General features: G+C 66.0%; 19 protein-coding genes. 6 read left to right on the forward strand and 13 right to left on the reverse strand.

Annotated elements, in window-relative coordinates; all coding sequences use genetic code 11:
- Positions 1 to 27 precede the first annotated feature (27 nt).
- From J7E96_RS04500 to J7E96_RS04535, 8 genes are all read right to left on the reverse strand, one after another.
- Complete coding sequence (locus tag J7E96_RS04500) at positions 28 to 945, reverse strand: glycosyltransferase family 2 protein (protein WP_215127659.1); 918 nt, start codon at positions 943 to 945, stop codon at positions 28 to 30.
- Positions 942 to 2,030 carry a hypothetical protein gene (locus J7E96_RS04505; protein ID WP_308295835.1) on the reverse strand — a complete coding sequence of 363 codons (1,089 nt, stop codon included), beginning with the start codon at positions 2,028 to 2,030 and terminating at the stop codon, positions 942 to 944. Before J7E96_RS04505 ends, J7E96_RS04500 begins: the two co-directional genes overlap by 4 nt.
- Positions 2,027 to 2,737, reverse strand: a complete 711-nt coding sequence (locus tag J7E96_RS04510) for a methyltransferase domain-containing protein (RefSeq protein WP_215127661.1) — start codon at positions 2,735 to 2,737, stop codon at positions 2,027 to 2,029. Before J7E96_RS04510 ends, J7E96_RS04505 begins: the two co-directional genes overlap by 4 nt.
- A 14-nt stretch (positions 2,738 to 2,751) precedes the next feature.
- Positions 2,752 to 3,768, reverse strand: coding sequence for a hypothetical protein (locus J7E96_RS04515; RefSeq protein WP_215127663.1), 1,017 nt, complete (start codon positions 3,766 to 3,768; stop codon positions 2,752 to 2,754).
- Complete coding sequence (locus J7E96_RS04520; protein WP_215127665.1) at positions 3,765 to 4,661, reverse strand: radical SAM protein; 897 nt, start codon at positions 4,659 to 4,661, stop codon at positions 3,765 to 3,767. Before J7E96_RS04520 ends, J7E96_RS04515 begins: the two co-directional genes overlap by 4 nt.
- Positions 4,655 to 5,806, reverse strand: a complete 1,152-nt coding sequence (locus J7E96_RS04525; protein WP_215127667.1) for a hypothetical protein — start codon at positions 5,804 to 5,806, stop codon at positions 4,655 to 4,657. The genes J7E96_RS04520 and J7E96_RS04525 overlap by 7 nt, the downstream gene beginning before the upstream one ends.
- Positions 5,807 to 5,823: 17 nt before the next feature.
- The gene (locus tag J7E96_RS04530; RefSeq protein ID WP_215127669.1) at positions 5,824 to 6,750 is read right to left on the reverse strand and encodes a zinc-binding dehydrogenase; all 927 of its coding nucleotides are present in this window, start codon (positions 6,748 to 6,750) and stop codon (positions 5,824 to 5,826) included.
- A gap of 71 nt (positions 6,751 to 6,821) precedes the next feature.
- Positions 6,822 to 7,499: an HAD family hydrolase gene (locus J7E96_RS04535; RefSeq protein ID WP_215127671.1), complete on the reverse strand. Its 678-nt coding sequence runs from the start codon at positions 7,497 to 7,499 to the stop codon at positions 6,822 to 6,824.
- A 583-nt stretch (positions 7,500 to 8,082) separates the two neighbouring features.
- On the opposite strand from J7E96_RS04535, the gene J7E96_RS04540 reads away from it, so the two are divergent.
- The 4 genes from J7E96_RS04540 (at position 8,083) to J7E96_RS04555 (ending at position 10,308) form a co-directional block, all read left to right on the forward strand.
- Entirely contained in the window at positions 8,083 to 9,321 is a 1,239-nt protein-coding gene (locus J7E96_RS04540; protein ID WP_215127673.1) for a helix-turn-helix domain-containing protein, read from the forward strand.
- A gap of 108 nt (positions 9,322 to 9,429) precedes the next feature.
- Positions 9,430 to 9,870: a hypothetical protein gene (locus J7E96_RS04545; protein ID WP_215127675.1), complete on the forward strand. Its 441-nt coding sequence runs from the start codon at positions 9,430 to 9,432 to the stop codon at positions 9,868 to 9,870.
- Entirely contained in the window at positions 9,870 to 10,064 is a 195-nt protein-coding gene (locus tag J7E96_RS04550) for a hypothetical protein (RefSeq protein ID WP_215127677.1), read from the forward strand. Before J7E96_RS04545 ends, J7E96_RS04550 begins: the two co-directional genes overlap by 1 nt.
- Before the next feature lie 103 nt (positions 10,065 to 10,167).
- Complete coding sequence (locus J7E96_RS04555) at positions 10,168 to 10,308, forward strand: hypothetical protein (protein WP_215127907.1); 141 nt, start codon at positions 10,168 to 10,170, stop codon at positions 10,306 to 10,308.
- Positions 10,309 to 10,375: 67 nt separating this feature from the next.
- Here the strand turns inward: J7E96_RS04555 and J7E96_RS04560 are convergent, their stop codons facing one another.
- Positions 10,376 to 10,663: a hypothetical protein gene (locus J7E96_RS04560; protein WP_215127679.1), complete on the reverse strand. Its 288-nt coding sequence runs from the start codon at positions 10,661 to 10,663 to the stop codon at positions 10,376 to 10,378.
- A 91-nt stretch (positions 10,664 to 10,754) separates the two neighbouring features.
- Here J7E96_RS04560 and J7E96_RS04565 point away from each other — a divergent pair, with 91 nt between their 5' ends.
- Complete coding sequence (locus tag J7E96_RS04565; protein ID WP_215127681.1) at positions 10,755 to 11,414, forward strand: helix-turn-helix domain-containing protein; 660 nt, start codon at positions 10,755 to 10,757, stop codon at positions 11,412 to 11,414.
- Positions 11,411 to 13,015: a tyrosine-type recombinase/integrase gene (locus J7E96_RS04570; RefSeq protein WP_215127683.1), complete on the forward strand. Its 1,605-nt coding sequence runs from the start codon at positions 11,411 to 11,413 to the stop codon at positions 13,013 to 13,015. Before J7E96_RS04565 ends, J7E96_RS04570 begins: the two co-directional genes overlap by 4 nt.
- A gap of 168 nt (positions 13,016 to 13,183) precedes the next feature.
- Here J7E96_RS04570 and J7E96_RS04575 read toward each other — a convergent pair whose 3' ends face one another.
- The 4 genes from J7E96_RS04575 to J7E96_RS04590 all read right to left on the reverse strand — a co-directional run bounded on the left by J7E96_RS04575 (position 13,184) and on the right by J7E96_RS04590 (position 21,078).
- Positions 13,184 to 13,930 (reverse strand): M48 family metallopeptidase, encoded by a 747-nt coding sequence (locus tag J7E96_RS04575; protein WP_215127685.1) that lies wholly within the window; start codon positions 13,928 to 13,930, stop codon positions 13,184 to 13,186.
- A 6-nt stretch (positions 13,931 to 13,936) separates the two neighbouring features.
- Positions 13,937 to 17,293 carry a type I restriction endonuclease subunit R gene (locus J7E96_RS04580; protein WP_215127687.1) on the reverse strand — a complete coding sequence of 1,119 codons (3,357 nt, stop codon included), beginning with the start codon at positions 17,291 to 17,293 and terminating at the stop codon, positions 13,937 to 13,939.
- 73 nt (positions 17,294 to 17,366) lie between these two features.
- Positions 17,367 to 18,602: a restriction endonuclease subunit S gene (locus J7E96_RS04585; protein WP_215127689.1), complete on the reverse strand. Its 1,236-nt coding sequence runs from the start codon at positions 18,600 to 18,602 to the stop codon at positions 17,367 to 17,369.
- Positions 18,595 to 21,078 (reverse strand): class I SAM-dependent DNA methyltransferase, encoded by a 2,484-nt coding sequence (locus J7E96_RS04590; RefSeq protein ID WP_215127691.1) that lies wholly within the window; start codon positions 21,076 to 21,078, stop codon positions 18,595 to 18,597. The genes J7E96_RS04585 and J7E96_RS04590 overlap by 8 nt, the downstream gene beginning before the upstream one ends.
- Positions 21,079 to 21,364 lie beyond the last annotated feature (286 nt).

Here is a 21,364-nt window from a genome sequence, read left to right on the forward strand (position 1 = left end):
GCCGCCCTCGGCGCACCGTCGGATTGATCATGAATGACCCTGCTGCCCCGGGCTCGCCGTCAGCCGCACCAGCGGCCGTCCCACGACCGTGCTGGAGAGGGATCGGAGCCACGGTGTTATCGGGTCACGTGCGCGGAGTGTGCCCATGAGCATTCCTGGAATCAGGAACATCGCGGGCAGGCGCCTCTCCCGCTGCATGGCGGATTCCACCCTGTGGCCGAAAGCGAGTGTGCGGAAATGCCAGGAGATCTTTCGGAGCCGGCGCGCATTCGCCCACGCGGGAGGACTCCCGTGCATCGCACGGAGTCGGTTCGAGAGCGCGATGCAGACGTCGGCCCGGTAGTTCTGTGAGACGCCGGGCGTACCCCGGTCGGTCATGCTGCGGGGGTGGACCCGGTAGAAGGTCAGCGGATCCCGAAGGGCGATCCCTCGGCCGGCCTCACGCAAGGCGTGGAAGAAGATCTCGTTGCTCACCGGAAGGAGACCGAGGGCGGCATCGCGGTGGACCACCAGTGTGCTCGTGTTTCCGCCCGGATGCGGCTCCTTCAGCATCGGGTCCCCGTCGGAGTCGACCACGTGCTCCCAGTGCTCGACGAACAGCGTCCCACCCATCATCACCTCGGCGCATGTACGCAGCTTCGACGGGTGGAACCAGTCGTCGGCATCGAGCGGAGCCACCCAGTCACCAGTGCTGACGAGAAAGGCGTCGGTCAGGGTCTGCCCGAATCCCTGCTGGTTCCTCCGAATGACCTTGACCTTGCTGTTGCCCTCGTGGCGCAGGCACACCTCTTCGGTTTCGTCGCTGGAACCATCGTCGATGACGATCACCTCGTGAAGGACGAAGTCTCCGGGTTCCTGTTCCAGACAGCTCGTTACGGCTCGGTCGAGATACCGGCCGTAGTTGTGGCACAGGATCACGCACGAAATCCGAGGTGGGCCGCTCATCGGTCACCTCCGTACACGCGGGCGTACTGCCGCAGAATCGCCTGGTGTTCCTGAGTCCTGTAGTCGAGGAACTCACGATCCAGACGGCGGGGCCTGGAGTCGAGTCGAGCCGCCGCGTTCTCCAGCGCGGTCAGGAACTTCTCTCCGAAGAGATTGGGGTGACCCTGCGACCAGTCGAACCATTCGGGTTCCTCGACGAGTCCCTTGTGCTGCTCGTACTGCTCGGTCAGGTGCCCCGTGAGGGAGCAGACCGGGAGCAGGTTCAGGTCGAAGGCCAGTTCCAGCTGGCCGGAGTGGCTGCCCCAGAGGTAGGGGAGCAGCAGCGCGTCCGAGGCCAGTCCGGCTTCGACCACTTCCGCGTCGGTGGGGTACGGGCGCATGGTCAGGCTGATCCGGGGATCGCGCCGGGCCGTCTCCAGCAGCAGCGGAGCACGGCCCCCGTCGGCGAAGTCGGCAGGGCTGAACGCGCGCAGAAGGACGTGGAGGGTGCTGTCGGGGTCCGTGATCCCCAAACTCCAGTTGGTCATGGTGGACAACTGGTCCCTGCTGGCCCGTGAGGCCCCGAACATGAGGCACCGGGACGAGCTGCGGGGCTCGCGCTCCAGGCTGGCCAGTTCCTCCGGAGCCGCGACGTACCCGTGGGGGATGACGGCCGCGTCGGGACGCTCGCCGAGGACCTCGGTCAGCTGGGTGACAGAGCCTTCGGTGAGGCAGACCCAACCCACCTCGGCCGAGTGGAGCATCCGCAGCCGCGTGGTGAAATCCTCGGCGTTGCCGACCATGGGCCGCGTGTCGTGGGCGGTGAAGACCACCTTGACTCCGTCGCCCAGGCACGCGTCGAGCAGGCGCTCCAGAGTGGCAGGGTCCTCGAAGTCGATGTGGTGCAGGTGCAGGACATCGAGCCATGTGAGAGGGCCGTGTTCGAGGAGCCAGGTGGCGTCGACCGCCGCCGGCACCGTGTCGCCGCTGGGGAGCTCGGTTCCGTTCAAGATGTGGAAGTCACGGCTCCGCAGTTTCCACGCGTACGGGGTACGAGCCGGGAGGTGGACGACGCGCATGCCCTCGGGCCGGGAGACCGCTGTCACCGCTGTTCCCCCTCCGCCTCTTCCGTGCCGACGAGGAGCAGCTGGGTGGACATGCCGTTGGAGGCGTCGTCGCTTCGTGTGAGCCCGGCGTGGTGGATCTTGAATCCCGACGCCTTCAGCAGCGCCTGGAATTCGTCGCTCGCCCACTCCCGGACATGGCTGGGGTTGCGGGGCGGTCCGGGAGTGTCGTAACCGCTGCGGCACTCGCGTGCCGGCGTGGACAGTACGGCGGCGGCGCTGCCCTCCAGGAGGAGGCCGCGGATCAGGGGCAGGGCCGGACTCGGGTTCACCAGGTGCTCGATCACGTCGGAGCAGACGACGATGGACCGGCGTACGAGGGCGGGGGCGATGGGCAGCCGCTCGGCCGACTCGAGGTCGACCTCGACCCACTCGCCGAAGGGGTGGTTGTCGCGGCACCACACGAGGTTGTCCCCGAAGTCCACACCAATGTAGGACCAGGCCGGGTACTCGTAGGCCAGCGAGGCCAGCTTGCCCGCCCGGCCGCAGCCGATGTCGATCACGACGTCGCGGCCGAGTTCCAGGGCCCGGGCGGCGGCGTAGGGGTAGACGTCGGGCTGCCAGGTCACGGTGTCGTCCGTCTCGTCGAGGAAGTACTCCACCCGGTCCCGGCTGCGGTAGCCGCTCCTGATGAAGTAGGTCTCGGCGCCGCCGATGGGCTGGCGGCTGGTCGCGGTGTCTGCGTGCACGAGAGACTCCTTGCTTACTTCGGCCAGTGGGAGAACAGCGAGAGCATCCGCTCGACCAGCTGCTCGCGTACGGTGTGCCATTCGGGACCGCCGTCGCGTCGCGCGGCCGAGGCCCGGTCGTACTCCCGGCCGTCGACCTCGGGCAGGCACGCGTACATCTGGAGGAGTGCCGAGCCGTCGTCCGTGGGCGCGGTGTCGGTGTCCGCCTTGAGCAGGGCGCGGATGTCCTCGGTGCACATAGAGGCGTCGATCCCTGAGCCGGGGATGCTCTTGCTCATCTTCGGGAGGCCGCCGAGACCCGGGATCATCTTGGTGTAGATGCCGGACAGTCGTTCCGCGGGCAGGCCCCAGCGTTCCGCTCCGCGCCGGGCGAGCGCGACGTACTTGTGCTCGTCGACCCCGAGGGAGACCAGGACGTGACGCCCTTGGCGGAGGAGATGGACGAAGTCCGCGGCCATGAGCAGGGTGGCCTGCTTCATCCCGTAGTTGAGGTGGTCGAAGACACCGTGGTTGCGGTAGAGCCCGGCGAGGTCCTCCTCCGCCCACTCGAAGTCGTCGTCGTCCAGGTGACGTGACAGCAGGAACGCGGTGGCCAGGACATCGGTCTCGCCTTCCTGCCTGCGCAGCACACCCCGTTCGGCGTCGAACCCGAGACGCAGGACGAACTCCTCATACCGGTCGGCGAGTTTCCGCACCGAGTCCAGCGGCGTGCGGCGCGCGTTGTAGGAGTCGAGATCGCCCAGCACGATCTGCACGTCGAGCCCGCACTGCTGCAGCTTGACCGCGCGCAGCAGCTGGAAGAGGGTGCCTGCGTGGGGCGGCCCCCCGAGTCCGACACCGGTGGTGACGATCGTGGGCTGACCGTCCGCGACCGCCTCCGCGAACTGGCGCGCTCCGGTGTGGCACACCCATTTCGTGTGCAGGTCGTCGGGGCTCATCCCCGCGAGACCGAAGTCGATGGCGCCGAGCCCCAGGCGTTCGTAGCTGTGCTGGTCGATGACGCTCTCGTAGTACGCGGTGTCGAACTTCATGCGATTCCTTCCAGCTGAGTCTGCTCACGGAGGGCGAAGGCCCGACGGACCAGCGGCTCGAAGCCGTCGGTCAGGAGGTTGCCGAGCTCCGCGTTGCGAGGTGCCGCGACGCTTCCGAGGTCCGCCGTGACCATTCCGTCGGCGAGGACCCAGACGCGGAACGGGTACGGGTCCTCAGGGGCACGCGTCGGCTGGGCGTAGATCGTCACTCCGTTGACGTCGCCGCGTACGTCGTCCACGGCCCGTACGAAGTCGTCCCGCTCGAAGCCGTAGATCTCCGCCTTGCGCGTGTTGGCGCGGCCGATGGGGCGGTACTGGGAGATCAGCCAGTACTCGACGTCAGTCCGCTGGGTCACTCCGGCGATGAGCCGCGCCATGCGCGGCAGGTCCTTCACGGAGCCGGCCGTGGTGAACGTGTTGAACGCGAGCCGCCGTTGGTCGGCGGCGAGGAACTCGACGTTGGACAGGAAGCGTTCGAAGTACCTCTGCCCGCGGAACCAGTCGGCCGTCTCGGAGTCCGGGCCGTCGACCGCCAAGGAGTACACGGTCACATGGTCGCGAACGCCGGCATAGCGCTCGCTCAGCAGCAGCCCGTTGGTGTGGAGGTTCGTCTCGAAGCCGACCTCGGTGGCGTGCCGGAGGGCGACCTCCAGGTGGTTGTCGTACGGCATCACGGGGTCGCCGCCGGTGAAGACGCACCGATGGGCCTCGGACTCCGAACGGAGTCGGTCGATGACGCGGCGGACCGTGTCCGCGTCGGTCTCGACCCGGTTGCGCTCCCGGTAGCAGAAGCGGCACACGCCCGGTGAGGTGCTGGTGGGTGCCAGGTCCCAGGCGTTGCAGTCGGTGTTGAGGACCAGGTGGACGATCGCGAGTTCGTCGTGCGTCAGCATGCTGCCGTCTCCTTGACTCCTGGGCTCACCAGGAGGGCCGTCGGGGCGATGGGCCGCAGGAGTGAATTCAGCTGATGCGGGGCTCCGCCCGTGAGCCGTACGAACTGCTGGAGCGTGTCCAGAGCCGCTCCGGAGTCGATGACGGTGAGTGCCTTGTCGATGCCGGACCGGATGGTGGGGGCCGCCTCGGACATCACCATGAGCAGGGCCGCGTTGAGGGCGACCGCGTTCCGCGCCTGGCTGGTGTCCCGGCCGGCCAGCACGCGGACGGCGGCGGCGACGTTCTCCCGAGGGTCCTCGTACTGGGTGACGGACATCAGGTCCTGCGGCATCGAGGCCACACCCCTGCGTACAGCGTCGTTGAAGGCGAGGTCCTCGTCGCCGGCGCTGACACGGCAGGTCCGTACCGTGCTTCCGGGGATCAGCTCGTCGACCTGGACCGCCTGGCCGATGCTGGAGTTGATGACGGTCACGTCCGGCAGGCCGAGCCGGGACAGCAGTCGGGCGGAAGCACCAACCGCGGGGTGCGAGAGGCCGTACACGTAGGCGGGGCACGTGACCGGGCTGAGGAGGGCGGGGAACGCCAGGCTGAGGGCGTGCACTGCCTGGAACCTGCCTCCGTAGCGGCGGTCGAACTCGGGTACGCGGTTCTCGATGGAGAAGAACCCGAAGCCGACCTCCGCGGTGATGTCCACCATCTCCTGGTGCGGCACCGTGTCGCTCGTCGCCCCCACAAGGTCGACGAAGTCGCGGGATCCGGTCTTCGACGACGCACTACGCGATCCGAGTTTCGCGACGTGTGCTCCCCCGGTGGCCGCCACCAGGGCGGCGGCGGTGCTGAGGTTGATCGTCTTGAAGGTCTTCTTCCCGCTACCGGTGTAACCGACGAACCGCGTGCCCGCGGGCGGCTGGTGGAAGTCCCAGCCACTTCGGTCGAGGGCCGTCGCGGCCCGGATCGCGGCCTCGACCTCCTCCAGCCTCGGTCCCCGCAGGAGCAGCCCGGTGAGGACGCTCCCGAGCATCACGTCGCGCGTGTGGCCCTCCGGTAACGCGAGGATGCTCGCGATGCCGTCGTGGACGTCCTGGGGTGCGATGTCGGCCGGCGAGTTGATCTTCTGGGCCAGTAATGGCGTTGTCACCGCCACGGTGTTGGCTCCTTCCTTCAGATGTCGGACGTGAGCAGAACCTTGAACGGACGATGGCGGGCCCTGGTCTTCAGAGCCGCCAGCCCCTGTGGCAGGTCGCTCAGAGGGAATCGGTCCCGGGTCATCAGGGCAGCCCAGTCGCCGCCCTTCGCGAGGACGTCGATGGCGTCACGGAAGTCGTCGTGGCCTTCCGCGCGGCAGTACGAGAAGGAGCCGCGCAGAGTGATCGAGCGCCGGAAGACGTCCCGTAGGGGGACCGAGAGGAGCACCCGGGGCGCGTAGGCGTTCTGGACGAGAACCGTTCCACCGTCACGAACGGCGCCCAGCGCCTGCCGTATGGGGGAGTCGCTGTCACCGGACGCGGCGTCCACGACGACGTCGCACGGCGGCAGGTCGGCGGAGTGGAGGTTGATACGCGAGTCGAGGACGTAGCTCAGCTGATGCGACCGTGAGGGCTCCCTGACCAGCATGTGGACGTCCCACCCCGCCTCCGCCGCGCAGATCGCCGTGCACACCCCGATGACGCCGCCCCCGATGACGCCGAGCCGCCCCAGAGGCATCCGAAGACCACAGCGGATCCCATGCAGGGCCACCGCCATCGGATCCGCGAGGACTCCGTGTACGGGATCGTGCAGGTGGGGCAGTGGGACGACGTTGTCGCGGGGCACCCTCACGGCGTCGGCGAGCCCCCCGGGCAGGTCCCATCCGATGCGTCGAAGCCCCAGGCAGAGGTGGACGTGGCCGCGGTCGCAGTAGTGGCACGAGCGGCAGGGCACCAGCGGGTCGATCGCGACCCAGTCATCCGTCTCCGTGTCGATCCCGACGATCTCGTGCCCGGGGTACCAAGGCTCCGGAAGCCGCCCCTGCCACGGGTGGTTGAGCTTCGCGACGTCGCTCCCGCAGACGCCCGTGCAGCGGATCTCGACGATCGTCGTGTCGCTCATCGGAGGCATGTCGGTCGGCGCGGGGAGTCGGCGGAGGGCACCACTTTCAACCGCCCAGGCGTACGGGACGTTCATCGTTCCCTCCACGCGCTCAGTAAGGACGGGAGAGCCTCCACCTCGGGTATCGCCCTGCCGGGCCAGGCGGTCTCGCCGAACGCGAGCCCGTGCGGCCCGCCCCGGCGTTCCACGCGAACCGCCCGCATCCCGGCGCGCTCGGCGCCGGCCAGCTCGTCACCGCCGCCGTCGCCGCAGTAGAGGGTCTGCTTCGGGTCGACACCGAGGGCTTGGAGCGCCGCGCCGAAGAGCTGCGGAGCGGGCTTCACCGCGCCCACCCGGCAGCTGAACACCGCGGCGTCGAAGAGCGGCGCGAGATCGCTGGCGTTCCACGCCTCGGCGATATCAGGGGACGCGTCGCTGAGGACCGCCAGCCTGACCCCGCCGTGCCGAAGCTCCTTCAGGGCCCGCAGGAGAGTGGCGTCGACCTGGAGCCGGTCGCGGGCGAGTTCCGCCAGGAGCTGTTCCAGCTTGTTGACGCAGGACGCCGGAGCGTCGCAGCGCGCGACGAGGTGTGCCGCGACCTCGGTGGTTGACCTCAGCTGCCCGTCGTGCCTCGCCCGCCAGCTGTCGGACAGCGCGGACTCGGCGACCGTCGGCGACAGGCGCATGGTCCCGGCGAACCGGGCGGCGGCGGCACTCCGTTCAACCATGCTCGGGGCCGCGACGAGTGTGCCGAAGAGATCGAGTATCACCGCGGTCGGCCTTGGAGCCCGAGGCGCGGAGTCCTGTCGGCGGGAGCAACCAAGCAGGACGTCGCTCACAGGGTGTGTGTTGATCGCGGACAGGCTCGTCGACAAGGCGGTGCTCGTCGGCGGATATCGCATGGCGAGGCTCCATCAGTAGATCGGCGATCTTGTGCAGAACCCAGTCCTCAGGCCAGCTGGGTATCTACGACCCGTCGACGAGCTGGTCATCGAGCGAAGGGAGGGTGGGCGCCCTCCGGGGAACTGGCCTACGGGTGGCGTGCGTTGTGTACAGAACAATCCCACCGGGAAGGACACGCGAGCGGACAGACTGTCCGCGCTTTCTTGGCGCACAGGGCTTGACTCATGCGCTGACCCTCGGTAAAGCGCGTGGCGCTGGTAGGAGGTCGGCAAGGGAGGAGATTTGAGCGATTCATGTCGAATTCAACACTCTTGCATGCAGGGGCTGCCTGATGTCCGAGCGTGCACCGGCCGACGACGTCGCCGTTAACACTTGGCGAGCAGCTCTGTGGGACTGGACATTGTCCGTACGCTGAGCGCAGTGCTCCGTCGCGAAGGGATCGATCCACCGATGAGTGAAAACCTGACGCTGGGAGACCGTCTCCGTATAGCCCGCCGGACACGGAAGCTGTCTGCCGCTCAACTGGCACAGAAGGTCGCGATATCGCCCAGCTACGTCCAGAAGCTGGAGTCCGGCGCGCGCAAGGCTTCGCCTTCACTGGTCCTGGCGCTCGCCAAGGCACTCCACTTCGGCCCCGAGGTCCTCACCGGCCAGCCGTACTACGGCGAGCCGGAGGCCGAGGACGGGGTGCACGCGGTGATCCCGGATCTCCGAAGGATCATGCTGTGCTTCGACACCCCGGACGAACTCGAGATCGCCCCGAGGCCGCTGTCGGTCCTGGCGTCCGAAGTCGACCAGGTAGCCGCTCTCCGACGGGACGCACGCTACGCACCCATGGGGCCGCTCCTGCCGGCCGTCATCACGGAGCTGACACATCTCGCCCTCAGCAGCCGCAACGGCGACCAGGCCAAGGCGTTCTGGCACCTTGCCCGCGCTTACCGGGCGGTGAACTCCCTGGCCCACAAGATGGGACACCATGACCTGTCCAACACGGCGCTGGAGAGGGTGCGGTGGGCGGCGGGCCAGTCCGGGGATCCGCTGATGAAGTTCACCGCCGGATACCTGGCCGCCGGCGCGATGCTTCGACAGGGGGCCTATTCATCCGCCCGCCGCAAGCTCCAGGCGCTGCGCCAGGAGCTCGAACGGCTCCAGCCGGAACGCTCCTTCACCGACGACGCGCTCGCGGTCGACGGCGCACTGCTGCTGAAGCTGGCCGTACTGGAGGCCAGGGAGAACAACCCGGACCGAGCGGACGACTACCTGCGCGAGGCCGAGGCCGTGGCCAGGATGGCCGGCAACCGTGACTCCCTCGCCTACGAGATGTCCTTCGGGCCGACGAACATCCGCATCCACGAAGTGCACGCCATGATCGACATGGGGGACACGGAGCAGGCTCTCGCCCACCTCACGGAGTGGTCCTCCGTGGCAGGCGAGGAGTGGGCGCCTCCGGCTTCGACGGTGGGCGAGCGATCGAGCCACCACTTCATCGACGTGGCCTCGGCGAAGCTGGCCGTGGGGGACAGAGCGGGTGCGTTCGGGGACCTTCGTCGTGCGCGTAAGGTCGCCCCCAATCACACGCGATTCCACCCCTCGGCCCGCGAGACGGTCGCGGCGCTCCTCCGGATGGACGCCCACCCCTCCAACGAGCTGTCTACATTCGGCAGTTGGGCGGGAGTTATCACAACCTGACGCCGAGTCAAGGTACTTCGCGAAGAAAACCCATGGACAGTCTGTCCGCGCACGGAGCTGGCAGAGTGGAAAGGTCTCCTCACAGATGATTCTGAGGAGGCCTTTTCCATGTCCGACGTCACCCCGCGCGTTCCCGCGCTGCCGCCTCGGTGGATGCCGATAGGCGACGATCCCGAGCTGTGCTCGGCAGGCCAATGGTGGGACGCCATACGCGCCGTAGAGGTCGCTGGCCGACGCGCGATCGAGCTTCTCCGGGAGGACGGCGCGGCGGTCGGTCCGGTCATCCTTGACCCCGGAGGGCCGGAGCCTCGCCTGTACTTCCTTGTGCCGCCTGGCACGGCCGCCGACTGGGAAGAGCCGGGGACGGTTCCTCTCGGTCAGAAGTGCCATGTCGTCGTGCCCCCCGCCGGGGCCACCGAGCCGCCCGGCCTGCACTGGCACGTCCTCCCCCGAGGCCCGAGGTCGCTGACACAGCCCGGTCCGCTGCGCAAAGCCCTCGGCCAGGCACGCAGGGAGCGGAGCGGTCAGGCGGAGGCCGCGGACTCCTGATGTCTCTGAACATCTCCCTCGTCCTGCTGCTCGGGATCATCCTGGTCGTATTGATCCGAGGCGGCTCCCTGAAGGCCGGGCCCGCGGTCGTGAGCGTGCTCTTCGGGTTCTTCCTGGCCAGCACATCGATGGCGCCGGACATCAACATGTTCGTCTCCAGTGTGACGAACATGGTCGGCCAAATTCAGTTCTAGCGGATCGCTCGGCGCGCCTACACCTGCGGCCGATCAGTCGACGCAGAAGCGCCAATCGCTCTTGATCGATGCGGGGACTTTCCACCCAACGGCGCTGGCCAAGATGAACAGCGTGGACCTCGGCTCCGAGGACGCCCCGAAGTTCGAGAAGAACACGCGACGTACCTACGCGCGCAACGGCATGGGGCGCAGATCCGGACGAGCGAGGCGTAAGCCTCCCGCTGATCTGCGGATCTCCGCGTGAGCCCCAACAGCGACATACCCCGGCAGGTACCTGGGGCCCGTCATGTGCCACCTATAGTCGTTCGCTTCTATGCGGCCAGGCTGTGGCGCTCGGTTCCGCCATCGGTCTGGTCTCCGTCATCCCGATGGCGGTCCAGCCCCAGCAGCTTCAGCAGGTCGGCCGTCACCACTCGGTAGGCGTTCCCCAGCCGCAGAACCTTGACCGGGTACTGCCCCTGCTTGGCGAGTCCGTAGCCGGTGGATCGGCCGATCATCAGCGCCCGGTTCGAGGTGTCGAGGTCAATCACGGCCGGGAGGGCAAGCAGCTCGTCGCCCGTCAGACCTCGTGCCTCACGGGACGAGTCAGATGCCGTCATGATGCCCTCCTGGGGATTTCTGGTGTCGCAGTGGCGCCATAGATGTATCACGGAGTTGCAGCAGCGCCTTTTGGCTACCTAAAGTGTCACCATGACACCTGATCAATGGCCGACAGCGTTCACCGGTCGGATCGCCCAGCGCTTGCGGGACGCGCGCAAGGCCGCCAGCCTCACCATGGCCGAAGTCGCCCAGAGCTGCGCCGACCGCGGCTTGCCGGAGTTCACCGAGCACTCCATGAAGAACCTGGAATCCGGCCGCAAGACGAGCATCACCGTCGCGGACTTCGTTGTCCTGGCTGACGTCCTGGGCGTCCCGCCAGTGACCCTCCTCTTCCCCCTCGGCACCTCAGCCACGGTCGAGGTCCTCCCGGGTCGGGAGGTGTCCACCTGGGACGCCGTCGCGTGGTTCACCGGCGAAACCCCCCTGGACGAGCCTGCCCCCGAAGGCACCGCCCGGGACGTCCTCGATGCCTTCCGCCACCACGGCGACCTGGTGGCCGCCGCGACGTCCTCCTACGCCCTAGCCAGGGAGCGGCGACGAGCGGCGAGCACCACCCTGAATCGGACCCGCAGAGCCACGCTCCTGCAACGTGCCGAGGGCTACGAGGAGCACGCGTTCGAGGACTGCCAAGAACTGCGGGCGTTCCGAGGCCGGATGCGCGAGCGCTCCCTCATACCGCCGAACCTTCCCGACGAGCTTGCTTTCGTCGACCAGCCCGAAATACCCACCCACCCGGAGGACAACGAGTGAAGAACGGCACCATCACCCGGCGGTGCCGGTGCACGGACCCGGAGACCCGCAAGGACCTTGGCGCCTCGTGCCCCAAGCTCAAGTCGCGGCGGCACGGGGTCTGGAGCGTGTTCCAGGAGCTAGACCCGGCTCAGGACGGCCGCCGCCGACGGTTCCGTCGCGGCGGCTTCGAGTCCTCCACCAAGGCCCAGGAGGAGCTGGACAAGGTCCGCGCCCTCATGGCCATTCCCGAAGAGGACGACGCCTGGGGCAAAACGCAGATCAGCGACCTCATCGAGAGCTGCCTCAAGGAGAAGGACCCGCTCCCGGACTACGACGAGACCCGTCGCCGGTTCCAATCCGGGCAGACGCTCAACTCCAAGACCACCGTCGGCGAGTGGCTCGACACCTGGCTTGCCGGGCGTAAGCGCCTGCGCCGGGGAGGCGCGGCCCGCTACGAGTGTGATATCCGCGTTCACCTCAAGCCGCACCTCGGCCACCTACGGCTGGACAAGCTGCGCGTGCACCACATCAACACGATGTTCGACGCGATCAACGAGCGCAACATCGAGATCCAGGAGCAGAACGCCCAGCGGCGGGTGGTGCGTGACGACCTCAAGGCAACGCCGAACAAGGGTGCCGAGAACCGGGCCCGCCGCAAGTGGCTGCAGGCCCAGCTCGATGCGATGCCGCCCTTCCGGCGGGTCACCGGCCTCAACACGCAGCCGCACATCCGCGACACCCTGCGGGCCGCGCTGAACGTCGCCATCGCCCAACAGGTGATGCCGGCCTTCAACCCCGCGGCACACGTCGAGCTGCTGCCGGGCACCAAGCCGAAGGCCCTCATCTGGACCGACGAGCGGATTGCCCACAGGCGCGAGACCGGCGTCAAGCCTTCGCCGGTCATGGTCTGGACCCCCGAGCAGACCGGTCAGTTCCTCGACTACGTCGCCGAGGACCGCCTGTACCCGTTCTGGCGGCTGATCGCCTTCCGTGGCACCCGGCGCGGCGAGTCGTGCGGGGTTCACTGGATAGACCATTCGGCCTCCGCGAAATCCCTCGCCATCGCCACCCAGCTCGTCCAGGACGGCTGGGAGATCCACGAAGGTGCGCCCAAGACCGACTCCGGTATTCGCCTGATCGCTCTCGACGACGAGACCGACCAGCTGCTGCTCGCTCACAAGGCTCGTCAGCAGCAGGAGCGGCTCGAGTGGGGTAACGGGTGGGTCGATACCGGCCGCATCTTCACCCAGGACGACGGCTCGATCCTCCACCCGGGCAAGGTATCCGACCTCTTCGAGCGTCTCGTGGAGGCCGCCGGGCTCCCGCCCATCCGACTGCACGACCTTCGCCACGTCGCCGCCACGCTCATGCTCGCGGCCGGGGTCGACATCAAGGTCGTCTCCGAAACCCTCGGCCACTCGGACACTCGGGTCACCCGCGACATTTACCAGGCCGTCCTGGACGACCTCGCCCGCGACGCCGCAGAGAAGGTCGTGCAGCTCGTGCCTCGGGCACGGAAGCCACTCACGGTGGTCAAGGACACCGAGACTGCCCCTGCCCGCCCAAGGATGACCCCTCCTCGGAAGGCCAAGGAGTCGGCCGAGGAACGCTCTGCCTGAGTGAGCGATGGAGAGGAGCCCCGGTCAGCGGGAATCTGACCGGGGCTCCGGCATGTGTGCCACCCGTTGTCGGCGGCGGCGCAATCTTCACGTTGGGCCGCATGCCCGCCGATCAGAGCGGAGGTCACCCGACCGAGGCGTTCCGCATTCCTTGTTCAAGATCGCGATTCACTGCAAAGTCGAGGTATGGGACAGCGTTACCTCACTGGGAAGCCACACGCCGGCCCCCCACTCTTCCAGCCGATCCCGCCGAGATTCGTAGTCAGGAAGAGCTCGGGCCACCATCCGCCAGAAGTTCGGTGAGTGGTTCGGCTCATGCAGGTGGGCCAGCTCATGCACCAGCACGTAGTCCACAAGTGCGGCGGGAAGCTGCATGACCGCCCAGTGGATGTTGAGCGCGCCCCGGTCCGAGCAGGATCCCCAGCGGTAACCGAGGGGGCGGACCAGTAGATCAGCGGACGGAGCTTCGAGGCAATCTGCCCATGGGCTAATACGCTGGGGAAGCCATTGCCTCCCCCGCTCCGCGTACCAGGCCACCAACACGTCGCTAGCTGAGTCCTCACAGTCCCGTCGCAACCTGAGCCTGCCTTCAACCAGGGCTACCGGGCGAGGAGCTTCGTCGACGGTCTTGAGCCGGTAGCTGCGCCCCAAGTAGTAGAAACCCTCGCCATCGAAAAACCGGCGGCACGGGCGCTGCTCTACATCCACCTCACGGTCGCGGACTTTGGTGTAGAGCCAGGGCAGACGGGTGCGGATGAGACTTTCGAGGGCCTCGCGGTCCGCGCCTGGCGGCACGGTCGCGACGATCCGGGCATCACGTTCCACCGTGACCCGGACGCTCGTGCGTCCGGGTACTGGGTGGATGTCGATGACCAGACCGCCCACTTGCAGCGGTTCGGCCGCGGTGTCGTGCATGAAGGGTTACAAGTCCTTCTTGTTGTGCTGGATGATCTCCCGCACCGCAGGCGCGAGACTGTCGACAGCGGGATGAGTGCGGTCGTTGACGGCGAGGAGCATCCAGATATCGCTCTGCAGATCGTGGAGCGCGGCCGTGTTGTAGAACAGGTCCTTGCGCGCGCTGTGCCGCACGGCAACAGCCCGCACTTCGCGCGTCAGCCCGATCAGGTCCAGCCGTGCCTCGTCGGTGATGACCCCGTCCGTGACGACGGTAGTCAGCTGCTGGTACACGGCCTGCTCGAGCTTGCTGAGACTGCGCACGTCCGCCGGCAAACCCGAATCACGCCCCTCGGCCACATCCTGCGTCTCCTGGGAGAGTGTCTCGAAGGCTTCTAGCTGCTGCGCCCAGTCCTCCGCGTACTTCTTGAGGATTTCCTCCAGGCGTTCACGGAGCCTGTTGTAGGCGACGGGGTTCTCCTGAAAGTGGAGTTCGATGTGGTTACGCACGGCGTGCGCCATCATCGACGCCTTGGCGCGGGAACTCGGCAGCTGCTCGACCTTGGTGCGGAAATCGTCGGAGGTGAGCCGGGTGGGTTCTATTGCGCGTTCTACGCCAAGGGCCCTGACGTGCTCGTTGATCAGCTCGGCGACTCGCTCACCGTACGCGGCCGGGTCGAAGCCGTCCTCCTCCTCGCTGAACCGTTGCTTGGCCACCTGCGCGATGAACCCGAAGAGCTTGGCCGGCCGCTGATAGCGGCGGGTGGCTTCGCGTGGCAGGAGAAGGTCGAACGTGTTCAGGAAGGCCCGAAGGAGCTTGCGGTAGGTGATCCGCCGTTCCTCATCCTCCAGAGTGTCCACCAGCCGGTGCACGGCGGCAGTGTCGGCAGGGTCGATCAGTTCCCGGGTGAGGCCGAGATGGTGGCGGAGCGCGTCGTACTGGTGTTCAAGCTTGTTCTCCTCGACCTCGATTTTGACGGTACCGCCCTCGGCTTCATCGGAGGCGTAGGCGGCCATCGCTTCGAGGAGGGCTTTCGAGACGCCCGCGTAATCGACGACGAAGCCGGCCTGCTTCTTCTCCCCGTAGGTGCGGTTCACACGGGCGACGGCTTGGAGGAGTTCAGCCTCACGCATCCGACGATCTAGGTACATGACCTGTTCGATGGGGGCGTCAAAGCCGGTCAACAGCATGGTGCGGACGATGAGGATGGCCACCGGCTTGGAGGATTCCGCAGTGAGGTCGGCGGGGTTGGGGAAGGGGCTACGGAACGCCGTGATGGCGTTCTCCTGAGCGTTCCCGTCGGACCAGGATGCCCAAGCCGGGTCGTCCTCGGAATCGGGGGAGATCACCGGCACGAAGTCGATGGCCTTGAGCAGCGCGAGCTGCTTGTGGGCGGAAACGAGAAGTCGCTGCTTGGGGGTACGGTCCTCCGCCGGGATGTCCTGGGCCTTGACGAGAGTGCGGGCCGGAGACTTGGCGGCCTTCTCTACTTCGGCGACCAGTTCGTCGCGTGCGTCGCACAGGGCTTCCCGGTAACGCACCGCAATGCCACGTGAATGGGCGACGACCTGGGCCTTGAAGCCCTCCTTCATGGCCCCTTCGACGTAGTGCCGCAGCATGTGGCGTGCCTTACGCCGGATCATGTCGTCGGCGTTGAGGACAGCCGAGGACTTGGCGTAGCGCTTCTGGAGTTCGTCGTACTGGTCATCGGTGAGTTCTTCGAACTCCTCCTGGAACGCCTCATCCAGAGTCTCGCCCTCATTGACCGCGCCCTTGGCGATGTGGCCTTCGTAGTAGATGGGCACGATGGCGCCATCGTCCTCGGCGTCCTTAAGGCGGTAGGTGTCGATGAACTCACCGAAGGTCGTCGCGGTGAGCTTGCGGCGGTTCATGATGATCGGAGTGCCGGTGAAGCCGATACGGGCTGCGTTGGGCAGGGACTCCATGAGGTTCTGGTGGAGGGCAGAGCCGTGTGAGCGGTGTGCCTCGTCGACCATGATGAGGATGCCGTCCCGGTTGTTGATCAAGCCCCAGCCGGGAGTGCCTTCGTGGGCCAGGGAGTCAGCGGCGTTCTGCCGGGCCTTCTCCGCGTCCTGCTGTTTCTGGATCATGACGAAGACCAGGCCGGCGTTCTCCAGACCGAGGACCTTCGGCACTTCGGACGCGCGAGTGATGACGTCCGGCTTTTCGCCTGCAAGCTCGGCTGTTTCGGCGAGCTGCTTCTGGAGCTGCCTTCGGTCGGTGACGATAACGATCTTGAAATGACCCAGGCCGGGAGTGGAACGGAGCTTGCGTACCAGGAACACCATGGTCAGCGACTTACCCGAGCCCTGGGTGTGCCAGACGATGCCACCGCGCTGGTCCTCCTTGCCGTGGACCTGCTTGGTCTCGCCCGTTAGCAACCGCTCCACCGCCTTATGGACGGCTCGATACTGCTGGTAGCGCGGACCAATCTTCACCCGGGCAGTTCGGCCTTCGGAGACCTCAACATCTTTGAAGACGACGAAGTTCCGCACGATGTCGAGCAAGCGGTGCGGGTGCAGCACTCCTGCTACGAGAACCTTTTGGGCGCCGGCGAAGGCGTCATGCTTGTGGAATGTCGTTTCTGCTACTCGCTTCGTGTCCAGGGGGTGCGAATCCCGCCAGACCACGTAGTCCTGGGGACGAGAGGTGAACGTGCCCAGCAACGCGGTGTCCCCAGTTGTTGCGATCGTCAACTGCACCGTACGGAACAACTGTTCGCTGCCCTCGGGGGCAAACGAATCCCGCCTCTGATTGGCGTACCGGCGCAACTGCTGGATCGCCTTGTGTGCATCGCCCTGCCCGGCTTTGAGCTTCTTGCACTCGATAATGACCAACGGGATGCCGTTGACGAACAACACAAGGTCGGCGATGAGTTTCCTGGGCTTGCCGTAGTCGTCCCGCGCACCAGGGATCGTCATCGGGAACTGGGAGACGACAAGGAAGTCATTGTTCTCCGGTGTCTCCCAGTCGATGAACCGCACCTTCTGCGCCCTCCCTCCATCCCAGCCGTCGATGCCAGGGACGGCGACGCCTTCGATCAGAGCTTGGGTTGATGCCTCATTAGCCGCTATGAGCCCGCCGCCGGGTGCCCCGCCCTTGCTGAGCTCGGAGATCGCGACGGCCGCGCGGGCGTCGTCCAGCCACGCCGCCCCGTTCGGCATCCGGTTCAGCCGGTCCAACTGGCGCCGGAGGATTCCGGTGAGCAGCGCACTGTCCGCCCCATGCCGGATATACGGATCTCCGCCTGGCGCTTGCAACTCCACGCCCTGATTCCCCACCGCATGCCGCCAACCCATGGTGCGGTGGGTGAGCTGAGCGATCAGTGGGGCTTCTACGTACTTGTACTCGGGGCCGGACATGGGGTGCGGTCTCCTTCAGTGAACGGGTACGTGGGGAGCAGCCGAGGGGGTGGAGGTGCGGCGCAGCTAAGGACTACGCGGGAACCAAGACGCGAGCCTTGCCCATGAGAAGGTCATCCATCGTAGATTTCTTGAAGAGCTCAAGCTTCGCGATCAGGCGATCACCCTCAGATCGCTGCTGAAACAGATCGGCCACGATGCGCGTAATCTGCTCCTGCTCAGCAACCCCTGGCACAGGAATCAGGAACGCTTCCACATCCCTCTTCGTGACATTGGCATCCTTACGGGTACTCGCCCCGACCTTCCTCCAGCGAAAACGGCCGTGCTGGAGAGCGAGCAGAAGGAATTCAGGGAGGACTCTCGCGCCCTGCTTAATCTCCAGCGCAGAAAGCGCTTGGTTTACTGCCGCAGAACACCCGAGGATCGCTGTACGACCGATCTGCCCCCAGCCTCCATACATCGCGACAAGCACAGTTTGGGGCGGGTAGATGCGCATATTAGAACTCTGTAGCGCGGTGTCAGTAACGCTCTCCTGCGTGAACGAAAGAACCCCATCATTAAGGTCGAGCGTCTTTACCCACGGCGTTCCGGAAGGAGAAAAGTAGAGGTCCCCCTCCGAGCGCAATGGAGTGCTACCAGACCCGACTTCACACATTTCGGATACTGGCAAAAGATCCCAATCATAGGGGATTTCACCAATTTCGCTCCGCACTCGTCTGCGACCCGCGATCACACCATCCATGAATAGCTGATCCAGCACCCCAGCGTGGACCATCTCGCGTTTATGCAGAATGGCGCGTTGTGCGCGGATCTGCCCGTCGACCTCGTCGAGGATTTCGGCGATCCGCCGCTGCTCTGCCAGCGGCGGCAGGTTAACCTCAATCTTCTTGAAATCTCTGTACCGAACAGCCCCACGCCGGTCTACAGAAGCCTGGTCATGTACGCCATATTCAGCCAGCATCACGTCGCTCTTGAGAATTCGATACATGAAGGCTGTATCAATTTCCGGCGAACATGAGAAGACTGTGTAGATCGGGCTGACACAGCCAATCTCAACAATCCCCTGAAGACCGATAGAACCTTCCGTAAGGTGATTCGTGGCATACGCGAACCATCCTTTTCGAACCAGCTTGTAGTCCGAGATATCATCACTGTGGATCTGGCGGTTCTTGAAATACTCGTCCGACCGGACAAGGCCGTGATGCTTCGTAGACGAGAGAACTACCGCCTCGTTCGCGAGGCGACCTACCCGAATGCTCGACTCCTGAGTGACCTCTCCAAGAGCGATTCGCTTCCAGCCGTCACGCATAACCCAGCTCCTCCAGGTACCCCCGCAGTCGCTTGGCCGAGGCCTCGCGTTCCTGCTCCAAGTCCTCCAAGGTCACCGCGTACTTCTCACCCCAGTTACGGAAGGCATCCACTAGTGCCCGCCGGTCGGCGGCGACGAAGCGGGTCATGCGGGCGTACAAGTCCGCGTTCAGAAAGCCGAGGACGACTTCCTGCGCCTGTGCGGGGGTCAGATTCTTCGCCGCGTCGTGCAGTTCGGTAACGAACGACGACTTGATCGCGGCGAGTTCGAGCTTCGCTTCCCGCTGCCTCTTCTTCAGCGCGGTCAGTTCCTTGGGGGGCAGGACCTGGGTCAGGTCGAGCTCTTCCTCGTCGCCCTCGTCCTCCCCCCCTCCCTCGCCTGCCTTGGACGTCTTCTTCGGCGGCGAGCCCGCCTTCACCTCTGCATCCAGCTTCGCGACCAGTGCTTCCGCTGTTTCCAGCTGCTTCACGTATGCCGGGATCAGCTCCGGGACCAGCCTGTGCTCGCGGGCCTTGCGCATCGCGGCCCGATAGCGGGCCTTCGTCTTAGCATCGGCCTTGGCCGAGGGCTCCTCGAATGCCGAGGCAATGCTGCGGACCCAGCCGTCGATCAGACCCTTGAAGTTCTTCGCCATCAGCACGTCGAGGTCGTTCTTCGCGTCGAACCACCACGCGGCGACCGCTCCCGCCAACTGGTGCCTGTCCAGCACGCCCACGGGCTTCAGCGCCGCCACGAAGGTGGTGAGCAGCTCCTCGCGCGCCTGCGATTTCTGCTGATGCACGGGCAGCTTCGCGAGCTGCTCCCGGTGTTCGTCCCACCACGTGTGGAACGCCCGCCCGAGGACGACTTCCCGTTCCTGCGCGAGCCCCGGAATCCGCGCCGCCGTAGCCTCGTAGCCCTCCCTCAAGAAGTCGACGTACCCGGGATCACCGTCCCTCAGCCGGAAGAGCGCCCCTTCGGGCTCAATACCGAATGCCTCGAACTGCGCCTTGCGCGCTGCGATCTCGGTCCTCGGCACGCCCCCGTACAGGTGCGCCCGCACGTCCTGCGGCTCCGGCACGGGCGTGTTGTCCACGTAGCGGCGAATGTTGAGGTTGTAGTCGTTCTTCGCCAGCTCAGCGAACCCCACGACACGAGCGAACCCGGTGATCTCGTTCCAGCCCTCGTACGCGGAGACGATTTTCTCCGCGTGTTGGGCCTCCAGCAGGTTCTGCGTACGTCCGGCGGTGATCTCCCGGTCAGCATTGATGAAGAGCACGCCGTCGCGCCGCCCTTCGGGCGCGCCATCACGGCCACGCAGGACGAGGATGCATGCCGGGATCCCCGTGCCGTAGAACACATTGGGGCCGATGCCGATGACGGCTTCCAGCCGGCCCTCCTCGATGATCTGCTTGCGGATCTTCTGCTCTTCACCGCCCCGGAACAGCACCCCATGCGGCATGACGGAAGCCGCGATGCCGTCCGCCTCCAGCACTGCCAGCACGTGCTGGATGAACATGAGGTCAGCCTTCTTGCCCGACTCGGGCGTCCAGCCGTACCCCATGCGCTCGGCGAACTTCATGCCCGCCTGACGGTAGTTCTGCGCAAACGGCGGGTTGGTGAGAATGCGGTCGAAGCGCTGGAGTTGCCCGCCTTGTACATGCTGCGGATCCGCGAGGGTGTCGCCGTGGTGGATGACGCCGTCGGCAACGCCGTGCATTAGCAGGTTCATCCGGGCCATCGCCCAGGCACTGCCGTTGTCTTCCTGTCCGTACACGGACAGGTGAGATTCGTCGCCGCCGTGGTCCTGCACATACTCCTTGGCGAGGATCAGCATCCCGGCCGAACCGCAGCACGGGTCGTAGACGGACATGCCTGACTGCGGCTTGACCAACTGGTTCATCATGCGGATGACCGAGCGCGGGGTGTAGAACTGGCCGCCCTTTTTGCCGCCCTCGTCGGCGAACTCACCGATCAGGTACTCGTAGGCGTGCCCGAGGAGGTCGGGAAACTCGAAGTCCTCGTTGCTGAGCCGGTACTCGCTGAAATGGTCGATGAGCTGCTGGATGACCGGCTTGGTCAGCTTGGTGTTGCCACCGCGGGACTCGGTGAAGCTGATATAGGAGAGCACCCCGTCGAGCGCCTGGTGGTTGTGGTTCTCCAGCTGAGCAAGCGCCACGTTCAGGGCCTCGGCCGGTTCGGTCCGGGACTTGCCGACGATCGTGGACCAGCGGGACTCCTGCGGGACGTAGAACTCATGTGCCTTGTAGGCGCCGCGAGCCTCGGAGATCCGCTTGGCCTGCTCCTGGTTCTTCCCCTCTTCGACGAGCTTCTTGACCAGCGCTGCCTGCGCCACGTCGAACTGGTCAGAGGCGCGCTTCAGGAACAGCATTCCGAAGATGTAGTCCTGGTACTGCGCCGCGTCCATCTTGCCGCGCAAGATATCTGCGGCGGCGTACAGATGCCGCTCCAACTGCGGCAACGTGAGCTGTGCCACTCGTATCTCCTCTTACTTCACGTCCCACAAGACATGCGTCCAGTGACAACCAGCCCAGCCTAGGGCCTGGCTATGACATCCCGGCTCGTACGGCGGGTTCTGGGCGCCCCTCCTTCAGGCAGCGCACCGGCCGGCAGTGAGGCGGGCGCACCCGAGAACTCGTCCCCTAGTGAAGTGCGCCCGATTTATAGGAACCCCCCAACAGCCACGCCGCCAGCAGCCGATGTGTGCAGCGTCCCCCAGCCCCATCGCCACTGACTCGATGGTCCGCTTCCCGCACGCTTGC

It is taken from the genome of Streptomyces sp. ISL-96, assembly GCF_018614035.1.
Taxonomy (GTDB): domain Bacteria; phylum Actinomycetota; class Actinomycetes; order Streptomycetales; family Streptomycetaceae; genus Streptomyces.

Excerpts from the sequence above, each read along its gene's own strand:
- J7E96_RS04500 (WP_215127659.1), bottom strand. The coding sequence starts at position 945 with ATGAGCGGCCCACCTCGGATTTCGTGCGTGATCCTGTGCCACAACTAC.
- J7E96_RS04515 (WP_215127663.1), bottom strand. The coding sequence starts at position 3,768 with ATGAAGTTCGACACCGCGTACTACGAGAGCGTCATCGACCAGCACAGC.
- J7E96_RS04520 (WP_215127665.1), bottom strand. The coding sequence starts at position 4,661 with ATGCTGACGCACGACGAACTCGCGATCGTCCACCTGGTCCTCAACACC.
- J7E96_RS04530 (WP_215127669.1), bottom strand. The coding sequence starts at position 6,750 with ATGAGCGACACGACGATCGTCGAGATCCGCTGCACGGGCGTCTGCGGG.
- J7E96_RS04540 (WP_215127673.1), top strand. The coding sequence starts at position 8,083 with ATGAGTGAAAACCTGACGCTGGGAGACCGTCTCCGTATAGCCCGCCGG.
- J7E96_RS04545 (WP_215127675.1), top strand. The coding sequence starts at position 9,430 with ATGTCCGACGTCACCCCGCGCGTTCCCGCGCTGCCGCCTCGGTGGATG.
- J7E96_RS04550 (WP_215127677.1), top strand. The coding sequence starts at position 9,870 with ATGTCTCTGAACATCTCCCTCGTCCTGCTGCTCGGGATCATCCTGGTC.
- J7E96_RS04555 (WP_215127907.1), top strand. The coding sequence starts at position 10,168 with ATGAACAGCGTGGACCTCGGCTCCGAGGACGCCCCGAAGTTCGAGAAG.
- J7E96_RS04560 (WP_215127679.1), bottom strand. The coding sequence starts at position 10,663 with ATGACGGCATCTGACTCGTCCCGTGAGGCACGAGGTCTGACGGGCGAC.
- J7E96_RS04565 (WP_215127681.1), top strand. The coding sequence starts at position 10,755 with ATGACACCTGATCAATGGCCGACAGCGTTCACCGGTCGGATCGCCCAG.
- J7E96_RS04575 (WP_215127685.1), bottom strand. The coding sequence starts at position 13,930 with ATGCACGACACCGCGGCCGAACCGCTGCAAGTGGGCGGTCTGGTCATC.
- J7E96_RS04580 (WP_215127687.1), bottom strand. The coding sequence starts at position 17,293 with ATGTCCGGCCCCGAGTACAAGTACGTAGAAGCCCCACTGATCGCTCAG.
- J7E96_RS04585 (WP_215127689.1), bottom strand. The coding sequence starts at position 18,602 with ATGCGTGACGGCTGGAAGCGAATCGCTCTTGGAGAGGTCACTCAGGAG.